The sequence below is a fragment of the Bacteroides sp. HPS0048 genome (assembly GCF_964240755.1).
Classification (GTDB): Bacteria; Bacteroidota; Bacteroidia; order Bacteroidales; family Bacteroidaceae; genus Bacteroides; species Bacteroides nordii.
The window spans coordinates 12,592-30,518 of the sequence record NZ_CAXSVC010000048.1; the positions used below are offsets into that span (position 1 = coordinate 12,592).

At 38.9% G+C, this 17,927-nt stretch carries 17 protein-coding genes and 1 other RNA gene; 13 read left to right on the top strand and 5 right to left on the bottom strand.

Annotated features, from left to right (window positions below; translation table 11 throughout):
* The first annotated feature begins 17 nt into the window (after positions 1-17).
* The 4 genes from wecB (at position 18) to ACESQI_RS22465 (ending at position 4,324) form a co-directional block, all read left to right on the top strand.
* Positions 18-1,151, top strand: a complete 1,134-nt coding sequence (gene wecB, locus ACESQI_RS22450) for a non-hydrolyzing UDP-N-acetylglucosamine 2-epimerase (RefSeq protein ID WP_373127223.1) — start codon at positions 18-20, stop codon at positions 1,149-1,151.
* A complete protein-coding gene (locus tag ACESQI_RS22455) occupies positions 1,141-2,373 on the top strand; it encodes a glycosyltransferase family 4 protein (protein ID WP_373127225.1) in 1,233 nt (410 codons plus the stop codon). Before wecB ends, ACESQI_RS22455 begins: the two co-directional genes overlap by 11 nt.
* Before the next feature lie 6 nt (positions 2,374-2,379).
* On the top strand, positions 2,380-3,276 hold the full coding sequence (locus ACESQI_RS22460; protein ID WP_373127227.1) for an NAD-dependent epimerase/dehydratase family protein: 897 nt from the start codon (positions 2,380-2,382) through the stop codon (positions 3,274-3,276).
* Positions 3,277-3,373: 97 nt separating this feature from the next.
* Positions 3,374-4,324: a glycosyltransferase family 4 protein gene (locus tag ACESQI_RS22465; RefSeq protein WP_373127228.1), complete on the top strand. Its 951-nt coding sequence runs from the start codon at positions 3,374-3,376 to the stop codon at positions 4,322-4,324.
* On the opposite strand, the gene ACESQI_RS22470 is transcribed toward ACESQI_RS22465, so the two are convergent.
* Positions 4,307-5,623 (bottom strand): ATP-binding protein, encoded by a 1,317-nt coding sequence (locus ACESQI_RS22470; protein ID WP_195349333.1) that lies wholly within the window; start codon positions 5,621-5,623, stop codon positions 4,307-4,309. The genes ACESQI_RS22465 and ACESQI_RS22470 overlap by 18 nt on opposite strands.
* Positions 5,624-5,883: 260 nt before the next feature.
* On the opposite strand from ACESQI_RS22470, the gene ACESQI_RS22475 reads away from it, so the two are divergent.
* A complete protein-coding gene (locus ACESQI_RS22475; RefSeq protein WP_373127230.1) occupies positions 5,884-6,354 on the top strand; it encodes an HU family DNA-binding protein in 471 nt (156 codons plus the stop codon).
* 77 nt (positions 6,355-6,431) lie between these two features.
* Complete coding sequence (locus ACESQI_RS22480; RefSeq protein ID WP_002560793.1) at positions 6,432-6,527, top strand: smalltalk protein; 96 nt, start codon at positions 6,432-6,434, stop codon at positions 6,525-6,527.
* Positions 6,528-6,593: 66 nt separating this feature from the next.
* Here ACESQI_RS22480 and ACESQI_RS22485 read toward each other — a convergent pair whose 3' ends face one another.
* Complete coding sequence (locus ACESQI_RS22485; RefSeq protein ID WP_002561585.1) at positions 6,594-7,913, bottom strand: YihY/virulence factor BrkB family protein; 1,320 nt, start codon at positions 7,911-7,913, stop codon at positions 6,594-6,596.
* Between the two features lie 26 nt (positions 7,914-7,939).
* Positions 7,940-8,328: RNase P RNA component class A (gene rnpB / locus ACESQI_RS22490), an RNA gene on the bottom strand.
* A 218-nt stretch (positions 8,329-8,546) separates the two neighbouring features.
* Between rnpB and ACESQI_RS22495 the strand changes: the two genes are divergently transcribed.
* From ACESQI_RS22495 to ACESQI_RS22525, 7 genes are all read left to right on the top strand, one after another.
* On the top strand, positions 8,547-9,530 hold the full coding sequence (locus tag ACESQI_RS22495) for an NlpC/P60 family protein (RefSeq protein ID WP_373127239.1): 984 nt from the start codon (positions 8,547-8,549) through the stop codon (positions 9,528-9,530).
* Between the two features lies 1 nt (position 9,531).
* Entirely contained in the window at positions 9,532-10,686 is a 1,155-nt protein-coding gene (locus ACESQI_RS22500) for a dipeptide epimerase (protein WP_373127232.1), read from the top strand.
* 356 nt (positions 10,687-11,042) lie between these two features.
* Entirely contained in the window at positions 11,043-12,581 is a 1,539-nt protein-coding gene (locus ACESQI_RS22505; RefSeq protein WP_002561588.1) for a Do family serine endopeptidase, read from the top strand.
* A 233-nt stretch (positions 12,582-12,814) separates the two neighbouring features.
* The gene (locus ACESQI_RS22510) at positions 12,815-13,675 is read left to right on the top strand and encodes an RNA polymerase sigma factor RpoD/SigA (RefSeq protein ID WP_002561589.1); all 861 of its coding nucleotides are present in this window, start codon (positions 12,815-12,817) and stop codon (positions 13,673-13,675) included.
* A 149-nt stretch (positions 13,676-13,824) separates the two neighbouring features.
* The gene (locus ACESQI_RS22515; RefSeq protein ID WP_007486856.1) at positions 13,825-14,448 is read left to right on the top strand and encodes a murein L,D-transpeptidase catalytic domain-containing protein; all 624 of its coding nucleotides are present in this window, start codon (positions 13,825-13,827) and stop codon (positions 14,446-14,448) included.
* Between the two features lie 76 nt (positions 14,449-14,524).
* A complete protein-coding gene (locus ACESQI_RS22520; protein WP_002561591.1) occupies positions 14,525-14,926 on the top strand; it encodes a hypothetical protein in 402 nt (133 codons plus the stop codon).
* Positions 14,927-15,019: 93 nt separating this feature from the next.
* On the top strand, positions 15,020-16,246 hold the full coding sequence (locus ACESQI_RS22525) for a clostripain-related cysteine peptidase (RefSeq protein ID WP_373127235.1): 1,227 nt from the start codon (positions 15,020-15,022) through the stop codon (positions 16,244-16,246).
* Positions 16,247-16,286: 40 nt separating this feature from the next.
* On the opposite strand, the gene ACESQI_RS22530 is transcribed toward ACESQI_RS22525, so the two are convergent.
* Together ACESQI_RS22530 and ACESQI_RS22535 are read right to left on the bottom strand one after the other, a co-directional pair.
* Positions 16,287-16,742, bottom strand: coding sequence for a DUF4405 domain-containing protein (locus ACESQI_RS22530; RefSeq protein ID WP_373127237.1), 456 nt, complete (start codon positions 16,740-16,742; stop codon positions 16,287-16,289).
* A gap of 72 nt (positions 16,743-16,814) precedes the next feature.
* Entirely contained in the window at positions 16,815-17,657 is an 843-nt protein-coding gene (locus tag ACESQI_RS22535; protein WP_256143710.1) for a helix-turn-helix transcriptional regulator, read from the bottom strand.
* Between the last annotated feature and the right edge of the window lie 270 nt (positions 17,658-17,927).

Consider the following 17,927-nt stretch of genomic DNA (forward strand, 5'->3'; position numbering starts at 1 on the left):
TACATTTAGATAATAATATGAAGAAATTGAAGGTATTGACGGTTGTGGGTACACGGCCTGAGATAATAAGATTGGCTTGCGTACTTCAAAAGCTGGATGCAAGTCCGGCAATAGAACATGTATTGGTGCATACAGGTCAGAACTATGATTATGAACTGAACGAGGTTTTCTTTGAAGATCTTGGTTTGCGGAAACCGGATTACTTTTTAAATGCTGCCGGTACCAATGCCACCAGTACTGCCGGACAAATATTGATAAATATTGATCCTGTGCTTGAAGAAGTACAGCCGGATGCTTTTCTTGTATTGGGTGATACCAACTCTTGTCTTTGTGCGATTGCTGCGAAGAAGCGCCATATTCCAATCTTCCACATGGAAGCGGGTAACCGTTGTTTTGATCAGCGTGTTCCGGAAGAGAGCAATCGTAAAATTGTAGATCATATCAGTGATATAAATCTGACTTATAGTTCGATTGCGAGGGAGTATCTTTTGCGTGAAGGATTGTCTGCCGACAGAATCATTAAAACAGGCAGTCCGATGTATGAGGTACTGATGCGGTATCTTCCTAAGATACAGGTTTCGGGTATCCTTGAAACATTGAAGCTGGAGAAAGGGAGGTATTTTGTTGTTTCCGCCCACCGTGAAGAGAATATCGCCGATGAGAAGCATTTCTTTAACCTTGTGTCCGTTCTGAATACCGTAGCCGGAACTTATGGCTATCCTGTGATTGTATCCTGCCATCCCCGTACGCGTAAAATGATAGAGAAAAAAGGGGTTACTTTTAATCGTCTGGTAAAGTTGATGAAGCCTATGTCTTTGAGTGACTATAATCAGCTTCAGATGAATGCGAATGCCGTTCTTTCTGATTCGGGTACGATCAGTGAAGAGTCGAGTATCCTAAACTTCCGTGCTTTGAATATCCGTGAGGCTCATGAACGTCCTGAGGCTATGGAAGAAGCGAGTGTGATGATGGTAGGTTTGAATCCGGACCGTATCATGCAGGGGTTGGCTGAGCTTCAGAACCAACAGTTAGGAGAGAGAAATTTCCGTCCGGTATCTGATTACTCGATGCCGAATGTGAGTGATAAAGTGGTGAGGATTATACTCTCTTACACGGATTATGTGAAGAGGGTGGTTTGGAATGAAAGATAATAAAAAAATGACCTCTCAACGAATATGGATAATTTCTGAAATTTATTATCCGGTTAAAACTTCTACAGGTTATTATATTACAGAAATTGCAGAATATTTGGCTGCAAAAGGATTGGATATACATGTTATATGTACGGGATCTTTTTATAACGAAAGTGAAATAAACGTGGCACTTCAAGAGGATGACTTCTGTAATGGAGTACACGTCCATAGGGTATTTGTAGGTAATATCGATAAAAATAATTTGTTGAAGCGTACTTTACGTTTGTTATGGTCCAGTTTCCGAATTTTTCTTCGAATATTATCTTTGATCCGCCAGAGAGATAAACTTTTGATTGTAACCAACCCGGCATTTTTAATATTATTGATGCCATATATAAAGTGGCGTAAAAAGATTGAATATACAATTCTTGTCCATGATATCTTTCCGGAAAACTTAGTTGCAATCAGAAAAATAGCTCCTTCTTCATTAATCTATAAGTTCCTAAAGAAAGTGTTCGATATATCTTATGGGAAAGCCTCTTCGTGTATATCAATTGGGAGGGATATGAGCGAGGTCCTGAAATCTAAAATAGGTAAAGATTTACTTATTCATTTTATTCCGATATGGGCTGAAAATAAGAGTATTTTCCCTTTGGATAAAAAAGAAACAGATTTATGTAAATATTTGCATTTGGAAAGTAAGTTTGTCTTTCAGTTTGCCGGGAATCTTGGTCATGCGCAAGGTATGGATAATCTTTTGAAAGCAATAGAACGAATAGATAATCCGGATATTCATTTTTTGTTTATTGGTGGTGGCGCTAAATATAATCAGATAGAGACTTTTAGCCAAAGGTGTCGATTGCATAATGTTTCATTGGTTGGCTTTCAAGATCGTTCCCGACAGAATGATTTTCTAAATGCATGTGATATCGGATTGGTGACTCTTGGTGATGGCATGTATGGTCTTGGAGTACCTTCTAAATCATATAACATCATGGCAACCGGTAAACCCATTTTAATGATAGGTGAAGCAGATTCAGAGATTGCATTATGTATCAAGGAATTTAATTTAGGCTGGGTTGTAGAACCGGATAATCCGATAGCATTGAAAGATATGTTCGAGTCGGTTTATGAATCCCGTGATCAGTTGCCTTCCATTCGTAATAATGCCAGATGTGTAGCAGACACAGTGTTTGCGAAAGAAACGATCTTAGATAAGTATTACCGATTATTCAAGTAGAAATTTATGAAACTCTTATTTACAGGTGCTTCCGGATTTTTGGGTAATCACATATATCCTTTGTTGGAGCAGAAATATGTTATTACAACTGTTGGGCTTACCTTCAACGACAATTATAGAGTGGATATATCCAAAGAATTACCTGGTTTTACTGAAAGATTTGATATCGTACTTCACGCTGCCGGTAAAGCCCATTCTACACCTAAAACAAAGGAGGAAAAGCAGGCCTTTTTCGATGTCAATCTACAAGGTACAAAGAATCTATGTACTGCTTTAGAAAAGAGCGGTGTTCCCAAAGCTTTCATTTTCATTAGTACTGTAGCTGTTTATGGTTGTGATCACGGTGAATCTATTGTAGAAGATCATTCCTTAAATGGAGTAACTCCTTATGCTTTAAGTAAAATTCAGGCAGAACTGTTTTTGCAAGAGTGGTGTTCCAAACACCATGTGATCTTAGGGATCATTCGTCCCTCTTTAATAGCGGGGCCTAATCCTCCCGGAAATTTAGGTTCTATGATTGCCGGCATCAAAAGTGATAGGTATCTTAGTATCGCTGGTGGTAGAGTCCGGAAAAGTGTTTTGATGGTGCAAGATATTGCGAATTTGATCCCATTATTAGCAGAGAAAGGGGGAATCTATAATGTTTGTGACACCTACCAACCTACATTCCGGGAATTAGAGTCCGTGATATGTAAGCAACTTGGTAAGTCAATGCCACTTTCTATTCCGTATTGGTTGGCAAAAGGTATCGCTGTTGTTGGTGACTGTTTAGGAAGCAAAGCACCTATCAACTCTTTAAAACTGAATAAGATGACTAAATCTCTGACTTTTAGTAATGAGAAAGCAATGCGTGAATTGGGATGGAAACCAATGAATGTATTGGATAATTTTAAAATAGAATAGCTATGCTTTGGATGATTTTAGGAAGTTTATCAGGTCTTATTATTTTAATCTTTAGTGGCCTCCAATTGTGGTTTTATCTGATTAATAGAAACGAATAATGTATTACCTAATAATCTTAGTTCTGCTTTTTTTTGCAGAACTTTTTTATTTTCGTCTCGCCGATAAATACAATATCATTGATAAACCCAATGAACGCAGTTCGCATACGCGGATCACTTTACGAGGTGGGGGGATTATCTTCTATTTTGGTGTATTAGCTTATTTCCTTACGAACCATTTTGAATATCCCTGGTTCATGCTTGCCCTGACACTGATTACTTTTATTAGTTTTATAGATGACATCCGTTCTACTTCTCAAGCACTGCGATTGGTATTCCATTTTTCTGCTATGGCTTTGATGTTCTATCAATGGGGCCTGTTTTTTCTTCCCTGGTGGACGATTATTGTAGCGTTAATAATATGTACCGGTATCATCAATGCTTATAACTTTATGGATGGTATTAATGGTATCACAGGCGGATACTCTCTGATTATTTTAGTGGCTCTTGCCTGTATAAACAGAGAGATTGTTTCTTTTGTGGAACAAGAATTGATTGTTACTGTTCTTTGTTCCGTACTGGTTTTTAATTTCTTCAATTTCCGAAAGCATGCAAAATGCTTTGCCGGTGATGTAGGTTCTGTAAGTATAGCATTTATCGTTTTGTTTCTTATCGGTAAGCTGATAATCAAGACGGAGGATTTCAGTTGGATTGTACTGTTAGTAGTGTATGGGGTAGATAGTGTGCTTGCCATTATTCATCGCCTGATGCTTCATGAGAATATAGGATTGCCGCATCGGAAACATCTGTATCAGATTATGGCAAATGAACTGAAGGTACCTCATGTGGTAGTCTCTTCTGTATATATGGTGATACAAGCATTGGTAATAGTGGGTTATTTCTATTTCCAGGCGTATGGTTACTGGTATCTTTGGGGGAGTATACTCATGTTGAGCATACTTTATATTCTGTTTATGAAGAAATATTTCTATTTACATATCTTCCATTGATAATCCCTGATAGATAATCTGATAATCATTAAGCCCCGCAGTTGTTTTAAAAACAATACCTTTTTCGCGCAAACGTTCCATATCTATATTTTTTTTCTGACGCTTGATCTCAACAATGTTCGCGGTCTTATCAAATTCATTAATGGCAATGAGATCTATTTCATTCTCACCCCTTCGATCCCAGAATCCACCAATTCGTGTATAGTTTTCTTGTTCTATAAAAAGCGTACGGAAGTATTTTTCTAATGCTAATCCGCTAAATGTTTCATAATCCCGCTCTATGATATTTCTTAATTGCTTGTATGAACCTATTTCGATCAGGTAATTATACTTAAAAATAAACCTAAACCAAAAAGTTAGAAAGTTATCGGTTAAGCGATAACGAACATTTTTAGTTTCTACTTTAGCCAGGATTGGAATCGTTTTTTCTATCAGATTGAAATCTTTTTCTAAACGGCTAAGGTAACCTCCAAGTTCCTTTTCGATGACAACTTCTATTTTTGCACGAGTATTTTCTCCTCTTGCAATAGCTGCAAGTATAGAAAAATAGACTGCATAGTCCTTGCCAAACTCTTCTATTAAAGCATTTTTCCCTTCGGGTATAAACAGAGAGTCTTCTTTTATCATAAAGTCAAGCATTTTAGACTTGGTATAAGCTCCATTATCCATGAATAACTGAACATATTTGGCAACACCACCTGTAAAAGCATAAAGGGCTAATAAATCTTCCGAATTGTATTGAGGAAAATAATCGGATAATATTTCCTTTAAAACATTTGTACGAAATGGCTTTAGGTGTATTTTAGCAGTGGCCCGACCAAATAGCGGCTCTTTATTATTTTCAAAGATTTTGTGCATGAGTGAATATATAGACCCGCTCAATAAAAGGTTGATATGACTTCTGTCTTTATTTATATCCCAGTAATGTTGCATTTCACTATATATGGAAGAATTTATATTGAAAAACTCCTGAAATTCATCAATAATGAGATTGAAAGGATGCTGTGCAGAGTATTCCATCAAAAAACGGAATAATTCAGCAAAAGAAGTCATGTTGCCATATATTGGAATACCTAATGTCTGAGTAGTTATCTCCTGAAAGTCATGTATAAGATCTGCTTCTGCTTTGCGAGCTACAAAAAAATATAAAGTGGGTTGATTGTGAGTGGCCTGAAGTAGTAGCTGAGTTTTACCAATACGACGACGACCGGTAATAATTGTCATCTGAGCATGTGAGTGGGAAGTTGCTTGAATATGACTCAACTTTTCCAGTTCGTTTTCTCTATTATAGAATTTCATATAATTAAGTAATTTATAGTTCCGTAATGTACAGTTCCGTACTGAGTATTACGGAACAAATATAAGCATATATTTTTATTAAACGATATTGAAAAAGGAAATACTTCGTTATTAGTGATTTATAACTTTTCTGAGAGAAACAGCTTTACCTCCCTCTTTTTCGTTTGTCATCCGATAATAAACCCTCATCTTTGCAATGTTGATCAACGAAACGTGTGAATGAAAAAAACGATTAGTAACATTAAAAAGAGGAGGTAATTATGCCTTTATTTTACAGAGCGGTGCAATCACCGATGGCCAACAAGGCGGGAGCTAAATTATGGCATCTTAATCTGGTTAAAACCGGAGCAACAGTAACTACTCAGCAATTGGCTGAGGTAATAGCGGAGAAATCATCCCTTACGCCGGGTGATGTGCAGAATGTGGTACGTAACCTGATGTCTGCAATGCGGGAACAACTTCTGAACAGCCGTACGGTACGCCTGGATGGCTTGGGTACGTTTACAATGAAAGCCCGTACGCAGGGCAGGGGAGTAGAGAGTGCCGATAAGGTAAATCCGAATCAGATAACAGCTTTGAAATGCCAGTTTACGGCTGAGTATACTCGCCCGGCAGCTATTGGTACCACACGTGCCCTGTTGCAAGGTGTACAGTTTGTGCATGCTGATTTGCTGAAGAGTATGACCGACGGGGGAAACCCAGGCGGTGAGGGTGAAGACCCTTCTATTTAGTTGAAAATTGAAAGTTGAGAGTTGAAAGTTGGCTGCGCGGCACTTGATACCCTATTAAATTAAAATGAGAGAGGAAAATGAAAAAGACGATTTGGAATACGATTTTGAAAGTGGTTATAGCTGTGGCAAGTGCCTTGGCTGGTGTATTTGGCGGACAGGCTATGATGGCTTAGCGGACAAATAGATAATAAGAGATCGCCCGGTTCATTCTTAGGAGTGAATCGGGCGATTCTTATTTGCTATAAGTCCTTTAGTAATACCTTACTTGCTTTTTTATAATACTCTTCTCTTGATTCTACCAGTACCCTCCATTCATCACTGAACTCTTCTTCTTTGTCTATCTTGAAGTTCTCGGAACCATAGGTGTCAAGACGTTCGAGTAGTACAGCCACATTCAGCTGATTGATATCCATGGAAGGCTGATAAGCAATGTTTTCACTTTTCTGGTCAGTCACAACTTCGTGTATCAGATTGATTTCCTGCAACTGATACAAGGTTTGGTTGGTAAGTCGTATCGGAATCTGATGTTCGTCTGCCAGCTGTTCGGAGGTATATGGGGGCTCGTTTTGTTCAAAGCGTTTGGCTATAAGAGACATAATGAGGATAGAGATAAAGTCCCGGTAACGGCGGCTGATATTCTGGGTGTCTTTATCGAAACTAAAATTCCTTATGTTTTGTCCTGCAAAAGTCAGTTCTGCTCCAAACAAACAGATGGTCCAGGAGATTTGCAACCACAACAGGAACATCGGTAAGGCAGCAAAGCTGCCGTAGATGGCATTATAGCGCGATACCCATAACTGACTGCTGATGTATAGAAACTGGAATGCCTGATAAGCAGAACCAGCAAGGATTCCTGATATCAGGGCATGTTTGAACTTCACTTTTGTGTTGGGCATAAATATATAAAGCCCTGTAAACATAAACCAGGTGAGCACAAAGGGGATAAGCCGTATCAGAAACTTCATAATAGGAGCCAGCAAAACGAAATCTTCTATCTGCTTCAACATTGTACTCATGAAGATGGAAAGACCACCGGAAACAACAATAAGGATAGGCATCAGAAGAAACATAGAGAAATAGTCGGTGATTTTGCGATACATATTTCTCGCTTTCTTTACTCCCCAAATGCGGTTGAAGGTGATTTCGATGTTACTTACCAGATTGATTACCGTCCACAATAACATGATTAAACCCACTCCGATGAAAACTCCACCTTTGGTTTGCGACAAGTAAGAGTTTACAAACTCAAGAATGGTATCAGAGGTTTCGGTTGCACCTCCAAAACCGTTGCGGAACTGATGTTCCATTATTGTGGAAACACCAAATCCACGGGCAATGGCAAATACAATGGCAAGTATAGGCACAATGGCGAGCAATGTGCTATATGTCAGTGCAGAAGCTTTATTGACAATACGGTCTTTGGTGAAACGGTTGATGCAGAGATAAATGGTTTTGATGATATTGTAAACCGAAAATTTAGTTTTGGTTACCTCATCTTCCGTGATACGCCAGATGTCATAGGTGATAAATTTCCATATATCTGCTATTCTTTTATTCATGGCATTCAGTAGATTATAATTTTAAAAAAAGCAGTCGGCCTGTAAGCCGAGTTCTGTCCTTGTATAATCTTTAATTTATAATTATGAATTAAACAAGTGCCTGTCATTTATCTGAGTGACATGTCACCATGCCACTTTAGCGGTCTACCCTCCGACATGGAGCGAGCAACTCTCATAACGCCGGTATACATGACCTTACAACTCCCAAGACGTACAGCCCGACACGTCACCATGCGGCTGGTGGGCTTTTACTCCACCTTCTCACCCTTACCTTACTTTCCGAAGAAAGAGAGGCGGTTATTTTCTTCTACGTTACTCTACCCTCACGGACAGCTTTCTGTTAGGAAGTGGGATGCTCTGTGTTGCCCGGACTTTCCTCCTGTGCCGAAACACACGCGACAGACCAGCCAACTGCTTTAGGGGGGCAAAAGTACGTCATTTATTTCTTTTATGCTAAAAAATAAACACAAACTTCTTCTTTATTGTTCGTGCAATCCCTATCTTTGCTTTTAGAATGGAGTCAGTAGTTAGAAGTTAGTAGTTGGTAGTTAGAATCCTTTCGGCATGACAACGCTAATATGCTGCACAGATTCTAACTACTATCTACCAACTACTAATTTCAATTATGCTTCAATGAAAATGCGTATCTTTTTTTTCAGCCTGTTATGGTTTATAGTGACAGGCATAAAAGCTCAGGACATTCCGTCCGTACCTGCCGATTCGGCTTATGGTGTTGTTAGTGTATCTGTTTGTAATATGCGTGCTGAGGGTAAATTTACCTCTGGTATGACTACGCAGGCTTTGCTGGGGATGCCGGTAAAGGTATTACAATATACAGGCTGGTATGAGATACAAACGCCTGACGATTATACCGGATGGGTGCATCGGATGGTTATCAGCCCGATGTCTAAAGAGAAGTACGATGAATGGAACCGGACAGAGAAGATAGTAGTAACGGCACATTATGGATTTACGTATGAAAAGCCCAATGAACATTCTCAGACAGTCTCGGATGTTGTGGCAGGCAATCGTCTGAAGTGGGAGGGGAGTAAAGGACATTTTTATAAGGTCTCTTATCCTGATGGCAGACAGGCATATGTTTCAAAGTCGATAGCAAAGCCCGAAAAAGAATGGCGTTCAGAGTTGAAGCAAGATGCAGGGAGTATTATTCGTACAGCTTATACGATGATGGGAGTTCCGTATTTATGGGCGGGTACTTCTTCTAAAGGGGTGGATTGTAGTGGTTTGGTGCGTACTGTACTTTTTATGCATGATATTATTATTCCCCGGGATGCTTCGCAACAAGCATATATAGGGCAACATATTGATATAGCACCTGATTTTAGTAATGTGGAGCCGGGTGATCTTGTTTTCTTTGGACGGAAGGCTACGGCTGAGAAAAAAGAGTCTGTTTCGCACGTCGGTATATATATAGGTGATAAGAGATTTATTCATGCTTTGGGTGATGTGCATATCAGTAGTTTTAATCCGGCAGACAAAGAGTATGATGCTTTTAACGCCGATCGATTGCTTTTCGCTGTCCGTTTTCTGCCTTTTATAAATAAGGAGGCGGAATTGAATACAACACTTACAAACCCCTACTATAAAAAGAATTAGCATGCAAAATAGAAGAGATTTTCTGAAGACTGCTGCTCTGGTGGCTATAGGTTCCGGCCTGATTGTGAACAATACTTTTGCGGAAGCTTCTCATCCTGCTTCTTTTTTTATAAACCGGTTGGGAAAGGGTGGAAAGATGAAAATGAAGTTTTTTCCTTATGAATTAAAACTGAAGCATGTGTTTACGGTAGCTTCCTTTTCGCGTACTACGACTCCTGATGTGCAAGTGGAGATAGAATATGAAGGGGTGACCGGATATGGTGAGGCCTCCATGCCTCCCTATTTGGGGCAGACAGTGGATAGTGTGATGACGTTTCTGAGTAAGGTTAATCTGGAACAGTTTAATGATCCGTTTGAACTGGAAGATATTTTGGCTTATGTTGATAGTCTGAGTCCGGGCGATACGGCAGCAAAAGCGGCGGTAGATATTGCTTTGCATGATCTGGTAGGAAAGCTGTTGGGAGCTCCCTGGTATAAGATATGGGGGTTGAATAAAGAAAAGACACCTTCTACTACGTTTACTATTGGTATTGATACGCCGGAGGTGGTACGTGAAAAGACACTTGAGGTGGCCGGACAATTTAATATACTGAAGGTAAAACTGGGACGTGAAAATGATAAGGAGATGATTCGGACAATTCGTTCGGTCAGTACGCTCCCGATAGCTATCGATGCTAATCAGGGTTGGAAAGATAAATATTATGCGCTCGATATGATTCATTGGTTGAAAGAACAGGGAATTGTGATGATTGAGCAACCCATGCCTAAAGAACAGTTGGAAGACATTGCCTGGGTCACTCAGCAGAGTCCGTTACCGGTGTTTGCAGACGAATCTTTACAGCGTCTTAGTGATGTGGCTGCTTTGAAGGGGGCTTTCACCGGAATCAATATAAAGCTGATGAAATGTACCGGAATGCGTGAGGCGTGGAAAATGGTGACTTTGGCGCGTGCACTGGATATGAAAGTAATGGTAGGGTGTATGACCGAGACATCTTGTGCCATATCTGCTGCTGCGCAATTTTCTCCGGCCGTTGATTTTGCTGATTTGGATGGTAATTTACTTATTTCCAATGATCGTTTTAAGGGAGTGGAGGTATTAAAAGGCAAAATTACGCTCAGTGATTTACCAGGAATTGGAGTCACACTGTCAGTCTGACAGGCACTGATGTGCCAATAAAATAATGTGCTAATGTGCCAATATGCTAATGTGCCAATTGCCATGCAGTATGCCGCAGCGCAGCCAATTGGCATATTGGCACATTGGTATATTGGCACGTTATTCAGCATATTATTCAAATTGTTTTTCTGTCATGTTAAAAGCCTTGTCATGTAACGAATGCAAATTTGTCAGTGTCCGTCGTTAAGCGCTGTTAATCAGTAAATATTCTCTGTTAAAAGAGGACAAAAAAGAGTGACAAGTGGAATAAGTGAATGATTTTTGTCGTTATTTTAACGTCATAAAGTTAAAACGAATTAGAATATTAACATTTTAAAGAATAAACAAAGAGTAGTATGAAACAGACAACAAAAAACATTCTTGGAGTAGGAGCCATCATTCTTCTGAGTTCAGGAGTTGCAGGTTTAACAACCTATAAAATGATGCAGGCAGGAGATAGCGACAAGCAGGCGTCATTTAATGAGGTGTTCCAACAGAATCCTGGTGTGAAACTGGCTGCTTTTGATGCAATCAATGCGCAACCGGTAGATTTGACACAGGCAGCAGAGAATTCGCTTCATGCTGTAGTACATATAAAGTCCACGCAACAATCAAAAACTCAGACAGTTCAGGGAGCACCTGATATTTTTGACTTCTTCTTTGGTGATGGTGGCGGACGTCAGCGCCGGGTACAGACACCGGAGCGTGTAGGTTTTGGTTCGGGAGTTATCATCTCTAAAGATGGATATATTGTAACCAACAATCACGTGATTGATGGTGCGGATGAAATAGCGGTGAAGTTGAATGACAATCGCGAATTTAAAGGCCGTATCATTGGTACAGATCCGAGTACTGACCTTGCATTGGTGAAAATAGAATCAGACGATGATCTGCCTACTATTCCAGTAGGTGATTCGGAAGCACTGAAAGTAGGTGAGTGGGTACTCGCTGTAGGTAATCCGTTCAATCTGAACTCTACTGTAACGGCAGGTATTGTAAGTGCGAAAGCCCGTACACTGGGTGTTTACAATGGTGGTATCGAATCTTTCATTCAGACGGATGCTGCTATCAACCAGGGTAACAGTGGTGGTGCACTGGTAAATGCAAAAGGAGAATTGGTAGGTATTAACTCTGTGCTTTCGTCACCTACAGGTGCATATGCCGGATATGGTTTTGCTATACCAACCAGTATTATGAAAAAGGTGGTTGCCGACTTGAAAGAGTTTGGAACCGTACAGCGTGCTATGTTGGGTATCGCAGGAGCTTCATTGGGCAGCAGCATAATGGAAGACCAGCAACCTATAGACAAGTCGGGTACTACGCTTCGTGATAAAGCGAAAGAGTTTGGTGTAGTAGACGGAGTTTGGGTACGTGAAATTACTGAAGGTGGTTCGGCATCCGGTGCAGATATTAAAGTAGACGATGTGATCATTGGTATTGACGGTAAGAAGGTTCACAACTTTGCTGACTTGCAGGAAGCACTTGCAAAACATCGTCCGGGTGATAAGATTACTGTGAAGTTGATTCGCGATAAAAAAGAAAAGAGCGTGGCAGTGACTTTGAAGAATGAGCAAGGTACTACAAAGGTGATAAAGAATGCCGGAATGGAAATTTTAGGTGCAGCCTTTAGAGAACTCCCTGCTGATTTGAAGAAGCAACTCAACTTAGGATATGGTGTAGAGGTAACAGGTGTTTCCAATGGTAAGATGAAAGATGCAGGTATCCGTAAAGGATTCATCATTCTGAAAGCTAACGGACAGCAGATACGTAAAGTGAGCGATCTGGAAGAGGTACTGAAAGCAGCAACCAAATCACCGGATCAGGTATTATTCCTCACAGGTATGTTCCCATCAGGAAAACGTGCTAATTACGCTGTAGACCTGACTCAGGAATAGTTTATTAATTGAAAATTGAAAGTTGAAAATTGAAAGTTACTATGTAGTATATAGCGCAGCCAACTTTCAACTTTCAATTTTCAACTTTCAACTAAAAAAAGGATGCCGGTATACAACTTGTCGGCATCTCTTTTTGTTTATACAGATAATAATAATGGTGAAAAAGTTTCGTTAAGATAGTTAGTTAACAAATTATTTGTCGTAACTTTGCACTCCAAATCTGTTTTATAAGAATGAGACAACTAAAGATTACCAAAAGTATCACTAACAGAGAGAGCGCTTCTCTTGATAAGTATTTGCAGGAAATCGGTCGCGAAGACCTCATTACTGTAGAGGAAGAGGTAGAGCTCGCTCAGCGTATTCGTAAGGGTGACCGTGTAGCGTTAGAAAAATTGACACGTGCCAATCTGCGTTTCGTCGTATCTGTAGCCAAACAGTACCAGAACCAGGGTTTGAGTTTGCCTGACTTGATTAATGAAGGCAATTTAGGACTGATTAAGGCTGCCGAAAAGTTTGATGAAACACGTGGATTCAAGTTTATCAGTTATGCTGTATGGTGGATTCGTCAGTCTATTCTGCAAGCATTGGCAGAACAGTCACGTATCGTTCGCCTTCCCTTGAATCAGGTAGGTTCACTGAATAAAATCAGTAAAGCTTTCTCTAAATTCGAGCAGGAAAACGAGCGCCGGCCATCTCCGGAAGAGTTGGCAGACGAATTGGAAATCCCGGTTGATAAAATCTCTGATACGTTAAAAGTGTCTGGCCGTCATATTTCGGTAGATGCGCCTTTCGTTGAAGGAGAAGATAACAGCTTGCTGGATGTGCTGGTGAATGACGATTCGCCTATGGCGGACCGCTCTCTGGTTAATGAGTCTCTTGCGAGGGAAATTGATAGAGCTCTTTCTACGTTAACCGATAGAGAAAAAGAAATCATACAGATGTTTTTCGGTATCGGACAACAGGAAATGACATTAGAAGAAATCGGCGATAAGTTTGGTCTCACACGTGAGCGCGTTCGTCAGATAAAAGAAAAAGCAATCAGAAGATTAAGACAAAGTAATCGTAGTAAATTGCTCAAATCGTACTTGGGATAAGACGATATATCAGTTTTCGACAATTAAGGTATTAGTCGTGTAAGTTGAAGTGTTTAGGATAACTAAAAACGGACTTGCACGACTTTTTTGTATTTTTGTAAGAAAAATGTCCGTTTTTTTTAGACCTTCTTAATTTAAAAGAAAGATGTATGATTAAGTTGATCCGTTTTTTATTGATCTTGTTTTTAGCATTCTCTTTTTGTTTTTGGGGATGGGGAAAGTGTACGAAAGAAGGCGGCACTCTTATTTCTGAAAAACAAGAGCGTTTGAAGGAGAAAGCAGACTCTGCAAAGGTATATTGTGTGAAAAACGGTTTGAATACAAACTATTGCTTTTTGGTTGATTTTAGTATTCATTCTGGTAAAAAACGATTTTTTGTCTGGGACTTTAAAGGCGATTCGATTTTGTGTGCCAGTCTTTGTGCTCATGGATATGGGAAGAATAGTACAGTCTCCAATCCTGTGTTTAGTAATATAGAAGGGAGTTATTGCTCTTCTTTGGGGCGCTACAAAGTCGGTGTCCGGTCATACAGCAAATGGGGGATTAATGTTCATTATAAACTGCATGGTCTGGAGGCAACCAATAATAATGCTTTCAAACGTGTGGTTGTTTTGCATTCCTATGATCTTATACCTGTTGTTGAGATTTATCCGGCACATCTTCCTTTAGGTATGAGCCAGGGTTGTCCTGTGATAGCCAATGATGTGATGCGGCGTGTTGACAAGTTGCTTAAAGATGAAAAAAAGCCATTATTGTTGTGGGTGTATCAGTAATGATGCCATTTCTTTGTCATTAATAAGAGATATTTCCCCTTTTTTGTTACCTTTGCCGCAATAAAACAGTTAAGATATGAAATACGTAAAAATACTATTTGCAATAGCACTGGTGTTTACTTTGTGCTCAGCGTTTTCAATTAAGAAAGGTTCTCATAAGCCTGTGTATGCTTTTGGCGTTTCTGCTTCATTTACAGATACTGTGGTGTACTATACGGATATTCAGTTGATTGATAGTGTTCATCTTGATAAGAATGGTTTTTTGCCACATCGTGAATTGTACAGCTATCAGTTTAAAAACTTTTTAGAACTGGATATGAATCAGCCTAACAGGACTTGTATGATTTATTTTTCGGATAGTAAGAAGAAACTCGATAAAGAAGCTTTGAAAATACTGGGAAAGTATAAGAAGAATAAAGCGGTGGCTTTGCAAAAGATTGATCCTGAAAAATTCAGGTTCACTAAACCGGAAGAATAGTTAAGATGTTAATATATAAGAGATGCAATGTTTGTATCTCTTATTTTTTTATCTTTGTGGGTAATATATTAAGAAACAGAGCATACTATAATTATGAGAATTACCATATTATCTTTATTGGTTTCATTTTTTATTTTGACTTTTACGGCATGTCGTGATGACAACGAAGCTCCAGAGGCGGAGAAGCGATCACGTACAGTATTGGTATATATGGTAGCGCAAAACAACTTGAGCTCTTTTGCCGAAGCAGACTTTAATGAAATGCTTGAAGGAATGAAGTCTGTGGATGATCAGAATAATAACTTGATCATTTACTGGGATGATAAAGATTCAAAACCGCGTTTAATTCGCCTATACAAGGATAATAATGGTACGGTAAAACAAGAGAGGCTTCAGGATTATGCGGAACAGAATTCTGTAGATACTGAAATAATGAAAAGTATTTTAAATCAGGTCTATTCGGAATATCCGGCTGATAGTTATGGATTGGTGTTATGGTCACATGCTGATGGCTGGGCTCCTTATCCGGGAGTTAAATCCAGGTCATTTGGAGATGATGGCGGGAAGTCAATGAATATTGCAGATCTTCGTAAAGTGCTTGAGGGTACCCGGCACCTGAATTTTGTCTTTTTTGATGCTTGCTTTATGCAAGCGGCAGAAGTTGCTTATGAGTTGCGTCAATATACAGATTATATAGTGGGTTCTCCTACTGAAATTCCGGCTCCGGGAGCTCCTTATCAGGTTGTAGTGCCTGCTATGTTTGAAGATGAAGATGCTGCAAGAAAGATTGCTGAAACATATTATACAAATTATGTAAACACATATAATGCAGAGATACGGGAAGGGGAGTATAGCCCATGGAAAGACCGTAATTATCTTACTAATATTTGGGTTGCAGGGGTTTCGTCTGCAGTGGTAGATTGTAGTAAGCTTGAAGCGCTTGCCACTGTCACGGGAGAGCTTGTCTCAAAATATGTGGACGCATCGATCACTTCTGATAATGTATATTGCTATGATAAGAGAAAAGGGTATTCATATGATTACAATAACTCTAAACTCTATTATGATTTTGCTGATTTTATGAAAAAGATCACGGGTGACAATGATGAATATAAAGTTTGGGAGCAGTTTTTGAAAGAAGCTGTTCCCTACTATTATACTACTCCAAAAAACTTTTCAGATTGGGTAGGGGCCTTTGATATGACTGGAACATGTGGCTTGTCTATCTTTATACCTCGTAGTTCAAGTCCGAAGTTAAATGAATTTTATCGTGATTATCAGTGGTATAACGATGCGGGCTGGGTGAATACTGGCTGGTAAGGTAGTATTGCATCTTGGTTGATTTTTAGACAATGCATAATTATTGTTTCTTGGCTATTATATTTGTTTTAAATCCGCTATACAAGAAGTGTTTTCGTTTTAATATGTGTAGAATCGCTAAAACTCCCGTTGCAATACCTATTTTGTAATGTAGCAGTCCTGTTGGCGAATTGGCTCCATCGACGAATAGTAGCAATAGTATGCCTGTAATAATAACCAATGCAAAGGTTATGGAGAAAAGTAACACAACCTTTTTTTTACCTTTACAGCCTGTCGTTTTTAATCCTTTATACCAGCCCCAATGGCTTTTGATGTGTACAATTCCGAATATAGTAAATAACAGGCTGGCGATTGTGTGAAACACAGTCCAATTGTGCCATATTTCATGGTTGGCATGATGGCCTGCGATGTGTAGTTTTATTCCCGTGTACAACGACAAAATAAATAGGGGAATCAAAACTAAATCTGTAAAGTAAATAAATCTCTTTCTATTCATTGTTCCTTTTTGGTTGCAAAGTTACAATGCGTTGTTAAATGGAAAAATAGACAATATAAGGTAAAGATTGTACTATTCAAGGTATTTCTTTCTATATGAGGTAGGGCTTAGGCCTGTTGCTTTCGTAAATAAACGCGTGAAATAAGCATAATCATCAAAACCTAAATTAATAGCGATCTCTTTTATATTTAGAGAGGTATATATTAGCATTCGTTTTGCTCTTAACATAAGTTCAATTTGAATATATTTGCTTACGCTGATTCCGGTAATGCTTTTAATAGCTTCGTTTAAATATACCGGAGATATATGTAACGATTTTGCATAGTGAGATATTCTCTTTTCTACGTGTAGTTCTTTGGAAAGTAGTTCTTTGAAAGCTAATGTGATTTCTATATGTCTTTTATTTTTAGATTGTTGTCGGATAATTCCTTGTATGGTTTCTGTTATTATCCCTACGGCAGCACGTGCTAGGTTTTGTATAATATGTTTTGATTTATTGTTCCCCGAATCGTTTATTCTGTGGAGAATGATGGCGAATAATTGTTCTAATTCAAAGCGTTGTTGATCGGTTATTTTGAATGGCGTCAGAGATAGAGCATATTCGGCAAGTATTTGTTTTGTCTCTGAGTCTATGAATACACTGTCAATAAACAAAAGAAATGTTTTTGCGTCGCCTGCATTGGTAACATGATGCACTTGATGGGGCTGGGTACATATTATTTCACTTTCTGATAAATGATAATTCTTAAAATCAATACTGACACTACACTTTCCGCTATCCACCATACCGAATATATAATAATCATCCTGATGAATATAGTTAATAGGCGATTTTGATGAAAAAGGGGAGACTTCTTTCAGGTATATTCCGAAATCAGATTGTTGAACTACTTTGTGTATTGGGATAGTTGGCATTTGATCTTTTTTTGCAAAGTTAATAAAAGCAACTGATAACTCTCCAAAACAATGTTAAGTATAACAGTAGATGAATGAGAAAGAATAAGCAACTATTTTTTATCTGTGGAAATCTATATTTCAATTTTTTGCTCGCACGCGTATACGCATGCGCGTATATATTACAATGTGCCTCCTTTTTTCTTCTTTTTCCCTTCCTTTCATTTTTATGTTTTACAACACCTTTGCAAATCAGCGTCTTACAAAAAAGTTTTCTTTTTATTCCAAAAT

Excerpts from the sequence above, each read along its gene's own strand:
- ACESQI_RS22475 (WP_373127230.1), top strand. The coding sequence starts at position 5,884 with ATGCCTTTATTTTACAGAGCGGTGCAATCACCGATGGCCAACAAGGCG.
- ACESQI_RS22530 (WP_373127237.1), bottom strand. The coding sequence starts at position 16,742 with ATGAATAGAAAGAGATTTATTTACTTTACAGATTTAGTTTTGATTCCC.
- ACESQI_RS22460 (WP_373127227.1), top strand. The coding sequence starts at position 2,380 with ATGAAACTCTTATTTACAGGTGCTTCCGGATTTTTGGGTAATCACATA.
- ACESQI_RS22455 (WP_373127225.1), top strand. The coding sequence starts at position 1,141 with ATGAAAGATAATAAAAAAATGACCTCTCAACGAATATGGATAATTTCT.
- ACESQI_RS22485 (WP_002561585.1), bottom strand. The coding sequence starts at position 7,913 with ATGAATAAAAGAATAGCAGATATATGGAAATTTATCACCTATGACATC.
- ACESQI_RS22510 (WP_002561589.1), top strand. The coding sequence starts at position 12,815 with ATGAGACAACTAAAGATTACCAAAAGTATCACTAACAGAGAGAGCGCT.
- ACESQI_RS22480 (WP_002560793.1), top strand. The coding sequence starts at position 6,432 with ATGAAAAAGACGATTTGGAATACGATTTTGAAAGTGGTTATAGCTGTG.
- ACESQI_RS22535 (WP_256143710.1), bottom strand. The coding sequence starts at position 17,657 with ATGCCAACTATCCCAATACACAAAGTAGTTCAACAATCTGATTTCGGA.
- wecB (WP_373127223.1), top strand. The coding sequence starts at position 18 with ATGAAGAAATTGAAGGTATTGACGGTTGTGGGTACACGGCCTGAGATA.
- ACESQI_RS22495 (WP_373127239.1), top strand. The coding sequence starts at position 8,547 with ATGAAAATGCGTATCTTTTTTTTCAGCCTGTTATGGTTTATAGTGACA.
- ACESQI_RS22500 (WP_373127232.1), top strand. The coding sequence starts at position 9,532 with ATGCAAAATAGAAGAGATTTTCTGAAGACTGCTGCTCTGGTGGCTATA.
- ACESQI_RS22515 (WP_007486856.1), top strand. The coding sequence starts at position 13,825 with ATGATTAAGTTGATCCGTTTTTTATTGATCTTGTTTTTAGCATTCTCT.
- ACESQI_RS22520 (WP_002561591.1), top strand. The coding sequence starts at position 14,525 with ATGAAATACGTAAAAATACTATTTGCAATAGCACTGGTGTTTACTTTG.
- ACESQI_RS22505 (WP_002561588.1), top strand. The coding sequence starts at position 11,043 with ATGAAACAGACAACAAAAAACATTCTTGGAGTAGGAGCCATCATTCTT.
- ACESQI_RS22525 (WP_373127235.1), top strand. The coding sequence starts at position 15,020 with ATGAGAATTACCATATTATCTTTATTGGTTTCATTTTTTATTTTGACT.
- ACESQI_RS22465 (WP_373127228.1), top strand. The coding sequence starts at position 3,374 with ATGTATTACCTAATAATCTTAGTTCTGCTTTTTTTTGCAGAACTTTTT.
- ACESQI_RS22470 (WP_195349333.1), bottom strand. The coding sequence starts at position 5,623 with ATGAAATTCTATAATAGAGAAAACGAACTGGAAAAGTTGAGTCATATT.